This window comes from Streptomyces sp. NBC_01089 (genome assembly GCF_045162975.1).
GTDB lineage: Bacteria > Actinomycetota > Actinomycetes > Streptomycetales > Streptomycetaceae > Streptomyces.
Genome location: NZ_CP108660.1, coordinates 5,356,710 through 5,369,116, shown reverse-complemented (window position 1 = coordinate 5,369,116; position 12,407 = coordinate 5,356,710). Strand labels below are relative to the sequence as shown.

Annotated in this window: 10 protein-coding genes; 3 read left to right on the top strand and 7 right to left on the bottom strand. The window is 70.2% G+C overall.

The features are described from left to right. Nucleotides 1-11 precede the first annotated feature (11 nt). From OG510_RS24095 to OG510_RS24080, 4 genes are all read right to left on the bottom strand, one after another. Nucleotides 12-1,346 (bottom strand): acyltransferase, encoded by a 1,335-nt coding sequence (locus tag OG510_RS24095; RefSeq protein WP_406139483.1) that lies wholly within the window; start codon nt 1,344-1,346, stop codon nt 12-14. Continuing rightward, on the bottom strand, nt 1,343-3,571 hold the full coding sequence (locus OG510_RS24090) for a glycosyltransferase (RefSeq protein WP_406142517.1): 2,229 nt from the start codon (nt 3,569-3,571) through the stop codon (nt 1,343-1,345). The genes OG510_RS24095 and OG510_RS24090 overlap by 4 nt, the downstream gene beginning before the upstream one ends. A 68-nt stretch (nt 3,572-3,639) precedes the next feature. Further along, nucleotides 3,640-4,332: a hypothetical protein gene (locus OG510_RS24085; RefSeq protein ID WP_406139481.1), complete on the bottom strand. Its 693-nt coding sequence runs from the start codon at nt 4,330-4,332 to the stop codon at nt 3,640-3,642. A gap of 208 nt (nt 4,333-4,540) precedes the next feature. Next, nucleotides 4,541-5,533, bottom strand: a complete 993-nt coding sequence (locus OG510_RS24080; protein WP_406139479.1) for a LysR family transcriptional regulator — start codon at nt 5,531-5,533, stop codon at nt 4,541-4,543. A gap of 78 nt (nt 5,534-5,611) precedes the next feature. Here OG510_RS24080 and OG510_RS24075 point away from each other — a divergent pair, with 78 nt between their 5' ends. Next, a complete protein-coding gene (locus OG510_RS24075) occupies nt 5,612-6,871 on the top strand; it encodes an MFS transporter (RefSeq protein WP_406139477.1) in 1,260 nt (419 codons plus the stop codon). Between the two features lie 226 nt (nt 6,872-7,097). Here OG510_RS24075 and OG510_RS24070 read toward each other — a convergent pair whose 3' ends face one another. Continuing rightward, nucleotides 7,098-7,799 carry a TetR/AcrR family transcriptional regulator gene (locus OG510_RS24070; protein ID WP_406139476.1) on the bottom strand — a complete coding sequence of 234 codons (702 nt, stop codon included), beginning with the start codon at nt 7,797-7,799 and terminating at the stop codon, nt 7,098-7,100. A 108-nt stretch (nt 7,800-7,907) separates the two neighbouring features. On the opposite strand from OG510_RS24070, the gene OG510_RS24065 reads away from it, so the two are divergent. Next, the gene (locus OG510_RS24065; RefSeq protein ID WP_406139475.1) at nt 7,908-9,125 is read left to right on the top strand and encodes a cytochrome P450; all 1,218 of its coding nucleotides are present in this window, start codon (nt 7,908-7,910) and stop codon (nt 9,123-9,125) included. Between the two features lie 20 nt (nt 9,126-9,145). Further along, complete coding sequence (locus tag OG510_RS24060) at nt 9,146-9,337, top strand: ferredoxin (RefSeq protein WP_406139473.1); 192 nt, start codon at nt 9,146-9,148, stop codon at nt 9,335-9,337. A gap of 120 nt (nt 9,338-9,457) precedes the next feature. Here the strand turns inward: OG510_RS24060 and OG510_RS24055 are convergent, their stop codons facing one another. Then, entirely contained in the window at nt 9,458-10,222 is a 765-nt protein-coding gene (locus OG510_RS24055; protein ID WP_406139472.1) for a hypothetical protein, read from the bottom strand. A gap of 39 nt (nt 10,223-10,261) precedes the next feature. Next, a complete protein-coding gene (locus OG510_RS24050; RefSeq protein WP_406139471.1) occupies nt 10,262-11,194 on the bottom strand; it encodes a hypothetical protein in 933 nt (310 codons plus the stop codon). Nucleotides 11,195-12,407: the final 1,213 nt, after the last annotated feature.

Sequence of the window (12,407 nt, the reverse complement as noted above, 5' to 3'; positions counted from 1 at the left end):
TTGCATCCTGCTCACGTGTTCCGCTCCCCCTCCGGGCGACCACCGCGCCGCCGTCGAACCACCGTTCTACGTCCCGTACGGCGCAACCGTCCAGCCGGAAGGGCGGCCCGGCCGGTCCGGCCGTCCGGCCAGAGCCGTGGCCGCCGCCGGGCGGCCAGGTCCTCGATCCAGCCGACGGCCGGCACGGTCAGCGCGATGAGCGGCCAGACCACGACGCACATCCACACGCCGTACGTGGCGGTCAGCGCCGAGTCGAACCGGTCCCCGGCGAACGGCACGTTGTAGAGCTGGTCGATGAGCGGCACGGTGGCCATGATGAGGGCGTTGTGCCAGAGGTAGATGGTGACGGCGCGGTTGTTGGTGAGCGTGATGAGCCGGTCGAACCGGGCCGGTCCGGGCGGGAGCCGGTGCCAGGACGGGGCGTACGCGAGGAGCAGCGCGCAGGCGCCGAACGACCAGGTGGCCTGGGCGAGCGGGATGTCGTTGAGGTCCCAGCCGTCGGGCCCGAGATGGCCGTGCGCCCACCAGAGGCCGAAGACCATGACGGGGACGGCGCAGGACACCAGGAAGTAGCGCGGCACCTGCTTGAGCAGTCCGTCCTGGTGGGCGAAGCCCAGGATCCAGCAGGAGCCGTAGACCGCGAAGTCGGTGAGGGCGAGGCCCGGTTCGCCGGGCACGGTCACCACCCCCGTACCGATGACCGCGGTCAGCGCGAGCGGGGCGAGCAGCGTCGGCCAGGGCAGCCTGCGGAAGGCCCGCAGCAGCAGGGGGGACAGCAGCACGAACCAGAGGTAGGCGCGCAGATACCAGAGCGGGCCCACCGCCTGGTCGGGCCAGTCCAGGTCCAGCAGGCCGGACGGGGAGCCGAGCGCGTCGGGGTAGGGCGGGGCGCCGACCGGTACGAGGTAGAGCAGCACCTTGGTGACGGAGGGCCGCCACCCGGCGTACACCATCATCCCCAGCATCAGCGCGCCGAACGCCCACATCGGCGGCAGCAGCCGGCGGAGCCTGCCCCGGATCACCTCCAGGGCGGGGCGGCTCAGGGAGCGGGCCATCAGGGAGCCCGCGAGCGCGAACATGACGCCCATGGAGGGGAAGACGACCGACAGCCAGGCCCAGCCGAACAGGTGGTAGAAGACGACACGGACGAGGGCGGCGGTCCGCAGCAGATCGAGATAGCGGTCGCGGCCGGGTCCGGGGCTGGTATCGGGGCCGGTACCGAGGCCGGGGCCAGTACCGAGGCTGGGGCCGGTACCGGGGCCGGTCCCCATGCCGGGTGCGGCTTCCGGGACTGCGGCCCCGGGACCGGGGACAGCCGGCCCGGGCGCCGGTGTGGTGGCGGTCATGCGACGGGGCTCCGGTTCTCGCCGGTACGGCTGCCCGCACCACCGCTCGTACGGCCGGCGCCCGCACCGCCGCTCGCCCCACGGCCGTCACCGCCACCGGCATCACCCGTGTCACCGCCGCCCGCAGCGGCCGGGCGCGGTGCGGGCAGTGTGCCCGGGGCCGCGACCTCTCCGGTACGGCGCAGCTTCTGCCAGCGCAGCCGCCCGCCCGTGAGAGCGGTGATCCACGACTGGAGCAGCACGACGTACATCAGCTGCCGGTACAGGATCTGCTGGAGCGGCAACGAGACCAGGTGGCGCATCCGTTCGCGGTCGAGCCGGAACGCGTACCCGGCGCACACCCCCTGGACGCAGAGCACGGCCAGCCAGGCGAGCGCGGTCCTCTCCGTGGGGCCGAAGATCAGCCCGTACAGCAGGAAGACGTCGATGAGCGGGGCCAGCAGCGGCGCCAGCACCATGAAGAGCGCGACCAGCGGCAGCCCGACCCGGCCGAACCGCCCGGATGGCCCCCTCTCGACCAGGGCCCTGCGGTGCTTCCAGATCGCCTGCATCGTGCCGTACGACCAGCGGTAGCGCTGCGACCAGAGCTGCTGGACGCTCGAAGGGGCCTCGGTCCAGGCGCGGGCGTTCTCCGCGTAGACCACGCGCCAGCCGTCGCGGTGCAGCGCCATCGTGATGTCGGTGTCCTCGGCGAGGGTGTCCTCGCTCAGCCCGCCGACGCGGTCGAGTGCGGCCCTGCGGAAGGCGCCGACGGCTCCGGGGATGGTGGGCATGCAGCCCAGCACGTCGTACATCCGGCGGTCCAGGTTGAAGCCCATCACATACTCGATGTGCTGCCAGGCGCCGATGAGGCTGTCCCTGTTGCCGACCTTGGCGTTCCCCGCGACCGCGCCGACCGCCGGGTCGCCGAAGGGCTGCACCAGTTCGCGCACGGTGGCCGCCTCGAAGACGGTGTCGCCGTCCATCATCACGATGAGGCCGTGCCGGGCGTGTGCGATGCCGTTGTTGAGCGCGGCGGCCTTGCCCGCGTTGCGCTGGCGCACCACCCGGACGTCGGGCAGCCGCAGCGCTTCCACGAGATCGGCCGTCCCGTCGGACGAGCCGTCGTCGATGACGACGACCTCGACGGGGTGGTCGCTCCCGGCGAGCGACCGGACCGTACTGACGATGCAGGCGCTCTCGTTGTACGCGGGGACCAGCACCGATACGGGTTCGGTGACCGGCGGCCCCCAGCGGAAGCCCGGTGCGCGGACCTTGCGGGCGTGCCGGAAGGAGAGCACCAGCATCAGCCCGAAGCGGGCGAACACCAGCACACCGACGACGGCGAGGCAGCCGATCAGGATGCCGGAGATGTCGTCGGAGAGCCCGACGGCGAAGACGAACGCCTTGCCGCGCCACAGCTCGGCCCCGCTGACCGGCGTCTGCGCGGACGGCGCGCCCAGTGCGTCGGTGAGGCTGGCGAACTCGTACCCCTTGCGCTGGAGTTCGGGCAGATAGCGGCCGAGCGCGGCGACGGTCTGGGCGCGGTTGCCGCCCGAGTCGTGCATGAGGACGACCGCGCCCCGGCCGCCCTCGGGGGTGGCGTTGCGCAGGATCGTGGGGACGCCGGGCCGCTGCCAGTCCTCGCTGTCGATGGAGTCGAGGACGGTGATGTAGCCGCGGCTGCCGATGTACTTCACGACCGGCCAGTTCTTGTCGTCCAGCGCGTCGGCGAACGACGAGTAGGGCGGCCGGAAGAGCGAGGAGCGGATTCCGGCGGCGCCCGCGAGGGCCAGCTGGGTCTGGGAGAGCTCCCGGTCGATACGGCTCTTCGACTGGTACGAGAGGTCGGGGTGGTTGAAGGTGTGCACGCCGACCTCGTGCCCCTCGTCGACCATGCGCCTGACCAGGGCCGGATAGCGGGAGGCCATGGTGCCGGTGACGAAGAAGACGGCGTGCGCGTGGTACTTCTTCAGCTCGTCGAGGACCTTCGGGGTCCACTCCGGATCGGGTCCGTCGTCGAAGGTCAGGACGATCCGGTGGTCGGGGATGCGCAGGCTGGTCGGCTCGCCCTTGCCCCGGGCGTCGATGACCGGGCCCCCGTCGAGGATGTGGCCGGGGACGTCGCCGGTGGGGGCCGGCGGCCTGACCCGGTGGTCGGCGACGATCTCGCTGTGGACGTAGCCGCGCATCACCAGCACGCCGAAGAGCGCCAGGAGCAGGAGCAGCGGCAGGAGATACCGCATGGGCGGCCGGAGCCGGAGCGAGCGCTTGGCGCGGGCGGCCTCCGCAGTTCGGACGGTTCTCATTTTGCTTACGGTGTGCTCTCTGCGGGTGCGGACTGCTGGGGTCCGGTCGGCGCGGTCGCGCTGTCCGAAGGGGCCGGTGCGGACGGGGGCGGCGTGTGGCCGCCGCCGCCCGCACCGGACGGCGGAGCGGACACCCCGGCCGCCGGATCCGTGGAACCGTCGCCGGGGGCCCCGGCGGGCGGCGCGGGCTTGCCGGACGTGCCGGGCGCGCGGGAGGCGGCGGCTCCGGCACCCTTGACGGCTCTGCCAGGCGGGGCGACCGGGGTGTCCGGGCGCGGGGCCACGGCCCATACCCCCTGGGATACGGCGGTGGCCGGTTCTGGCGCATCGGTGGACACGTCGTCCACCGGACCGGGCGCCGGAGTGGCTCCCGGTGTACCCGCCCCCGGGGCCCGGGACGCCACGGGCCCGGCCGGAGTCCTGGCGGTGTCCGCCTTCTTGCCGGTGGCGGGCCCGGGGATCAGCAGCCAGGGCGCGGTGGAATCCCCGCCGACCACGGTGAACACCAGCAGCACCGCGTACGAGGCACAGGCGAAGGCGAGCAGCCAGCCGATACGCCGGTACTTCCGGCCCCTTCGCCCACTCACGTCGACGAAGACGGGGCCGTCGTTGACCGGAGTCGCATCCCCGCCGTCCAGCCCGGAACGTACACCTGGCGTGGGCAACTCCCGCCCCAGTCCGTCCAGTTGGACCGTCACCTCATGCGGCTCATACATCTGCCCGAAACGGGCGTCTTCTCGCCATTTTTCCACCACTGTCCACACATCCCCCCAAGGTCGATTCACCGCACACCATTGACCGGACGAATACCGCCGGACCGAGTCCCCACTCAGGCCCGCGCACCCCCTGCCTCGCTCGTCCGGTGGGCGAATCTAGCGCAGCTTCAAGCCACTTCAGGACGGATGTTCACAGTTGCTCATATGGGCTCCTGATCTGCCCGCACATCGCCATGTCCACGGCAGGCAACCAGGCCCCGGCGGGCATATCCAGCCAGCGATGGGCGGCCACACCCTCGTCAATCACCTGGTGAAGGGCACGGAGTCCCGGGTGTCGCAAGGATTTTCGCCAGACGAGCGAGACCGGTGACAGGGGTACGGGATCGACCAGAGGGCGCAGCACCATGCCCGGGACCCCGATGAACTCCGTACTCGCCAGCACCGACCAGCGGCGTTTGCGAATCACGCGTGCGAACTCCTCCGGGCCGTCGATCTCCGGGAAGGGTTCGGCCAGCACGATCCCCCGCCCGGCGAACAGCCGCGCCGCCAGATCGGTCCACTCCGCGGTGGCCGGATTTCCCGCTGCCGCGTACAGCGTCTCCCCCGCCAGCGCGGCCAGCGGAACCTCGTCGAGGGAGGCGAGGGGGTGTTCGCCGGGCAGCAGGACCGCCATCCGTTCGAACCGGACCGGCCGGTGGTCGAGCAGCTCGACGACCTCCGGGGCGAGTCCGGCGATACGGCCGGCCGAGACGTCGAGCCGGCCCGCCACGATCTCCGCCGCCGCCCCGGTGAGCCCACTGTGAAAACGGGCCACGAACTCGATGTCGGGCGCCACCTCACGTACCCGCGCAAGCAGTTGGGAGGCCGTACCGACCGGGGCGCCCACATCGACCAGCAGGGGCCGCTCGTCATGGGTCCAGGCCGCCGCCAGCTCGTCGTACGCCGCGAGCACCCGCCGCGCGTACGGCAGCAGCCGCGCCCCGTCAGTCGTGAGCGACACCTGCCGGGTGGTCCTGACGAACAGGTCGACGCCCAACTCCCGCTCCACACGCCGTACATCACGGCTCAGTGCCTGCTGCGCCACATAGAGGCGGGCGGCGGCGCGGGTGAAATGCAGATCCTCCGCGACCGCGACGAAGGCACGCAGCAGACGGGGCTCGATGTCCGGGAGACGCGGGGGCATCCGCCGAATTTACAACGCAGCCGCGTCAATGGGCCCCGAACAGGTGTTGGACCGCGCAACCCCCGCCCCGGGAGGCTGATGCGCATGGAGCCGGAACCCACCCGCACCCACGCCCCCACGGCCGCCACCACCTCACGTACCACGGGCGGCCGTACCCTCGCCCCCTACCGCACGCTGCTGGCCACCCCCGGCGCCCGCGCCTTCACCGCGGGCAACCTCATCGCCCGGCTCCCCATGGGGATGTTCAGCGTCAGCGCCGTGATCATGATCGCCGGAGCACGCGGCTCGTACGCGCTCGCCGGGAGCGTCACCGCCACCGGCCTCGCCGCCACCGCGGTCGTCGGCCCGTGGACGGCGCGCCTGGTCGACCGTTTCGGCCAGGCCAGGGTCGCCGTACCCGCCACCCTGCTGGCGGCGCTCGGCTCGCTGGCCCTCCTGCTCTGCGTCCGGTACGACGCACCAGGCTGGACGCTCTTCGCCGCCTACGCGGCCACGGCCACCACCCCCAACACCGGCGGAATGTCCCGGGCCCGCTGGGCACATCTGCACCGCGGGGACCCGGAGACCCTGCACACCGCCAACTCCTTCGAACAGGCCGTGGACGAGCTCTGCTTCATGCTCGGTCCGGTGGTGGCGGCGTTCCTCTGCTCGTCGCTCTTCCCGGAGGCGGGCACCCTGGTGGGAGCCGTACTGCTGGTCACCGGCGTACTGATCTTCGCCGCCCAGCGCACCACGGAACCGCCCGCGGCACCCCGTACGACCGCGACCCGCTCCCCGCTGCGCACCCCCGGATTCCCGTCGCTGATCGCCGTCCTCCTCGCGACCGGTGCGGTGTTCGGCGCCATGGAGGTGACGACCATCGCCTTCGCCGACGCCCAGGGACACCGCTCGGCGGCGGGGGCGGTCCTCGCGTTCCAGGCGGCCGGCTCCTGCGCGGCGGGCCTGCTGTACGGATCGGTGCGCCCGGCACAGCACGTACGGCGGCGCCTGCTCGGCTGCCTCGCCGCCATGACGCTGCTGATGACGGGCCCACTCCTCGCGGCATCGGCCACCGGCTCCCTGCTCGCCCTGGCGGCCGCCCTGCTCCTGGCGGGCGCGGCCACCGCACCGACGATGGTCACCGGGATGACCCTGGTCCAACGCATCACGCCACAGGGCCAGTTGAACGAGGGCATGACCCTGTCCGTCACGGCGCTCCTGGGCGGTATAGCCACAGGCTCGGCGACGGCGGGCTGGGTCGTGGAACGCCTGAACCCCACCGCCGGCTACGCGGTCCCCACATCGGCGGCGGCGCTCGCCCTGGTGCTGTGCGCGGCCACGGGCGGGCGGCGGCGGTGAGGGCACCATGTGCCCCGCCGTACGGCCGCGCCACGTACGCGTGTCCTGTGACCGCGTCCCGTGCGCACGCCCTGTGAACGCGTCCTGTGAACGCGTCCTGTGAACGCGCTATGCGAACGATTCAGCCAAAGCCGCGGGGGCGGCGGGGGCGGCGCCCCGCTCGCCGACGACGGCCCGCTGGCACGACCGGCCCAGGACCGGAACGGGGTCCGGGTCCGGCCCGCCCCTAAGCATCCGGGGCGCCGGGCCCGTCACCTGGCGGGACACCCGGTGCCGAGCCCGGTACCGAGCCCGGCGAGACACTCGGTGGCGCGAGGAGAAGGGGAAGGTAGACGTCGTCGACGATCTCGGTGATGACGTCGTCCGGGATGGGGGCCCCGAAGAGCAGGTAGTGGTTGCGGAGGAGGTCGGCCGCCACTGTGGCCCGCCGCGAGGCGGGGACCCACGGTTCGAGCTCGCCGCGGGTGACGGCGCGCCACAGGACGTCCTGGATCGGGCCAGGGCCCGCGGTGTGGATCCGTTCGCGGACCAGCCGGGCGAATTCGGGGTCGTGCATGGCCTCGGTCAGCAGCCCGCGGAGGATGTCTCCGTGCGAGGTGGACAGCCTGGCGGAGAGCTGCCGTAACGCGGCGAAGACGTCGGAGCGCAGGGATCCCGTATCGGGCAGTTCGGCGTCGGACAGGCGGTGGACGGCGCAGGCGTCGATGACGAGCTCGGCGCGGCCTGGCCACCGCCGGTAGAGGGTGGCCTTGCCCGTACGGGCCCGTGCGGCCACGCGCTCCATCGTCAGTCCGGCGTAACCGACGTCGGCGAGTTCTTCGACGGTCGCCGTGAGGATGGCGTTCTCCAGCTCCTCCCCTCGGCGGCGAGGGTTTCTGCGATGGTCGCCGACCGTCCGGTCCGGCGCGTCCTCGTTGGTTGGAGGCATGACTCCCAGCCATTTGTCGAAACACCCGTTGTGGACCTCGGACGAGTCAGCCTAGCCTCCAATTAGAGAACTGACCGTTCTTTAAGCGTCGAGCACATCGAGGGAACGATGACCGAGACCGTTACGACGCCCCCGTCAGGTGCACCCGCCTTCCCCAGCAACCGCACCTGCCCCTACCACCTCCCCGACCAGTACAACGAGCTGCGGGACCGGGAGGGATCACTGCAGCAGGTGACCCTCTACGACGGCCGGCAGGCTTGGCTGGTGACCCGGTACGACACCGCGCGGAAGCTGCTGTCCGACCCCCGGCTCTCGTCCGACCGGGCGCACGACTCCTTCCCCGCGACCTCCGAGCGCGTGATGGGCTTCAAGCAGCGCCAGCCGGCCTTCATCGGCATGGACCCGCCCGAGCACGGGGCGAAGCGGCGTATGACGATCAGCGAGTTCACCGTCCGGCGCATCAAGGGCATGCGGGCCGACATCGAGCAGATCGTGCACGACTTCCTGGACAAGATGATCGCCTCGGGGCCGACCGGCGACCTCGTCAGCCAGTTCGCGCTGCCCGTGCCGTCCATGGTGATCTGCCGGCTGCTCGGCGTGCCCTACGCCGACCACGACTACTTCCAGGACGCCAGCAGGCGGCTGATCCAGTCACCGGACGCGGCGGGATCCCTGGCCGCCCGGGACGAGCTGGAGGAGTACCTCGGCGGCCTGGTGGACACCCTGCGCAGCGAGCCCGGCCCCGGCCTGCTCAGCACGCTGGTCACGGAGCAGCTGGAGAAGGGCACGATCGACCGCGCCGAGCTGGTGGCGACGGCCATCCTGCTGCTGGTGGCGGGCCACGAGACGACGGCGTCGATGACCTCGCTCAGCGTCATCACACTCCTCGAACACCCCGACCAGTACGAGGCGTTGCGCGCCGATCCGTCACTGGTGCCGGGTGCGGTGGAGGAGCTGCTGCGCTATCTGGCGATCGCGGACATCGCAGGGGCGCGCATCGCGACGGCCGACATCGAGATCGACGGGCAGCTCATCCGGGCGGGCGAGGGTGTCATCGTCACCAATTCCATAGCCAACCGGGACAGTTCGGTCTTCGCCGACCCGGACGCCTTCGACGTACACCGCGAGGCACGCCACCACCTGGCGTTCGGCTACGGGGTCCACCAGTGCCTCGGCCAGAACCTGGCCCGCCTCGAACTGGAGATCATCCTCACGGCGCTGATCGAACGCCTGCCGAACCTGCGCCTGACGGTGCCGGTCGACCGGCTGACCCTGCGTCCGGGTACGACGATCCAGGGCGTGAACGAACTCCCGGTCACCTGGTGACCACGGCGAAAGGAGCAACCATGCGCGTGACGGCCGACCGGGAGGTCTGCGTGGGCGCGGGCCTGTGCGCCCTGACGGCACCGGGGCTCTTCGACCAGGACGACGACGGCCTGGTGGCGGTACTGACCAACGACCCGGACGACGCACACCACGCCGCAGCACGCGAGGCCGGCATGCTCTGCCCTTCGGGGGCGGTGCGGGTCGTCGAGTGACCAGTGGCGGGACGGCGGGGGCGGAGGCAGTGACGGACCTGAACCGCCACTGAGCCTCCCCCTCGCGCGGGGGCCCGTTGTGGCGTTCCCCGTCGGGGGCTTTCCTGCCGTGGCCGCGAGTCAGCGGTTGACGGACTGGATCTCCTGGACGTCCATGTCGCGGGTCGACTCAAAGGTTCCGTCGGGGAGATCCCCGCCGGCCCCGCCCGACCCTGTCCACGAGATCTCCCAGGTCACGGATGCCCGCAACCGATACGGCCTGCCGTCGGTCGCCCGCAGATAGGTGACGCCGCACGGGGGCGTCCTGTCCGCGTCCCCCGTGCTGTAGGGGGCGCCGATACTGCCGTCGCCATTGATGGCGCACTCGCCGGACGCGGGGTACGTCTCCGCGTCCGGCGTCCCGGCCTCCAGGTGAAGGCTGACCGGCTTGGCGGTCGTCTCGGCCCACAGATCCGTATGCGGCAACTCGGCACGCACCTTGACGTCCTGGAACCGCCCCTTGCCTGACCACACCCAAGTCGGCAGATTCACGGTGGACTTGGCAGCCGGCTTGAGCTCGAACTTCGTGTCCGGGACGTTGATCCGGTCGTAGGCGTAGGCGGCGAGGACTTCAGGGGTGGGGGCGTGCTTGTCCTGGGGGACGGTGTTGGCGTCCTGCCAGAACAGAGTGCGCTCACAGCTGTAGGACGCCATGTCGCTCACCATGTCCTTGTTCATGACCCCACGCCAGAACATCCCGTCCTTACCCATGTTGTAGTTCTTGTAGCTCGCCTCACCCGGGCCAGGCGATTTGCCCTTCTCGTAGCTGTTCACCATCAGGTCCTCTCCCCAGCTGAGCGAGGGCGTGACCTGCACCAAGTCCCCGCCTTTCTTGAGCTGGTCCACAGCGGACTTCAGCTGCCCGGGGGTCGCGACCGGCTCGTATCAGCACGCCGGGGGCTTCCAGTTGGGATCCACCGGCGCAAGAGCTCTGGGGGCACTGCCGCCGGGCCCTCCACTCAGTTGCCTGACCCTGATACTGCTGGTACCGACGGCCGCGGTCAGCGTGTTGCTGGAGGCATCACCGGAGGGACCGGCTGGAGGCTTCACGGGCCCGTTGTCATGCTTGTCCCCGATCGCATACGCCACAGGTGACGCAAGAGCGAGGGCCAAACACGACACCAGCGCTCCGTACGCGTACGTCGAGGCGCGCATCACTTGCATGCCCCCCCGGGCGGTCTCCAGGGTTACGGTCTTCCACACTCCCTGGGACGTCTTGTTCAGTGTGGTGCGGTACTGGAGTTTCGGATTGACGTCATCAGGGGTGCCCGTCACCTTCTTGGTCTTGCGATTCTTGGTGTACGCCTTGCCCTCGTCCACGCAGTAGAAGAGCACGCCCGAACCAGTGTCATTGATTTGAACCTGCGGCGAGAAGACCCTGATCTTCCCGGTCAGGCTGTCGTCAGTGTCGACGTAGCTCTTGATCCACTTGCGAGTTGACGCGAGAGAAGCGCCCGAATTGTAGAACGCCACCGCGTCGGGGGTCGGCGTCGGATCAGCCGCAATGATGGCCGCGTATTCGGACTTCAGCTGTTCCCGGCCGTCATTCAGAATGGCTTGAAGCTTCGGGTCGCTGTTCGTCCAGCCCTCGAAGTCCGCCCGGAAGTCACCCGGGAACGTGATCACCGGCCGCTTGGCCCCACCGGGCGCCGCCGACGTCGCATCGCCGGCCGGAGCCGATGCCTTCCCGCTCGCACCATCAGCCCCCTTGATCTTGCCCGGGGCCGAGTCGCTACCGCCCCCTGAGCCGCAGGCAGTCAGGAGCAGGGCGGCGGACGCGCTGAGCGCAAGAGTCACGAGCCGGGTCGGGCGGTTCACTCTGGGTCTCCCGAAGGGGTAAAGGGTAAAGGGTAGGTAAGCATCCAACGCTATCCGTGACCGCACGGTGACACCAACGCGGTGTCACGACCCCAAGAGGCATGGTCGCAATCAGGCCGAAGTCCTGCGCCAGCGGGACGCCCTGCCACCGGTTCACCTCCGCTGCAGGCGCCTGCCCTGAAACCAACTCTGTTGAGACAGAATACGGTTGACGGCAAACCCGGAGCGTTCCGCCCGGTACCACCACGGAGTGATTACCACGCTACTCAGCGAGCCCTGGTGTCTCCGGCATTGAGCCTCGCTCGCTGAATACTCGGACAGCGTCAGCAAAATCCGCGACTCCGACATCGTCACGATTGAAGGTTTCTGTCCAACCGACGTGCACTGAGCCGAGCAGAGACCGCACATGTCCGCCGACGGCACACTCCCCTCACCCCCGACCGTCTCGCCCGCGAGCTGGCTTCAAGGTCAGCCTACTCGCCAGCGTGTGGGCTCATGGTGGACGCGTATTCACTGCCGACCACGGCGAGCATCTTCAGGTCTACGAAGACAACCCGACACGGAAGTCGATACGGCAGATACGCGACGCGTTCGCGGAGCTGGAGCGCGGCCTCATCCGAAAGCGTCTCAAGGACGACCACAGCTTCGAAGGCCGAGGCCGGCGGCTACGCGGCGGTGCGCCCCGATACGAGATGCGGGCGCAGAAGAAGGGGTTGACCGAACACACAGCAGAGGAAGCAGGCGGGCCCACGCCGAAGGACTACGCAACGAGGGACAGAGCCTCTAGCAGATCGCGGACACCCTGACCACCGAGGGACCGACCAAGCTCGGCAGCAAGCCCCCGCCCCTCCGTCGCGTGACCCACTGGCGCTCCGCCCGGCACCGCGCCTCCGGCCAATACAAGCTGCCGGCCGGAGCAGTGAAGGACACGCGTACGCGCCGGATCTCGTCGCCCTGCGGACGTCGCGTCCAGTACGTACCGGCCGGGTTTATGAATGGTCGAGGGCCGTCAGACTGCCCGTGAATTTTTTTGTCTAGCTCCGTTTGCTCCTTGTGAGCCTCCTCCACCAGCTCCTTCTCCTCCGCAGGAAAAGGAGCGAAGAGGGCCTTGAGTCGCTTCGTACCCCCTCGTAGGCCGGTCCGCCAGGCGTCGGATTCCGGGCCGATCCACGTATGCGGCAGCATCTCCTCGACCTTCTTCACGCGGGCCTGC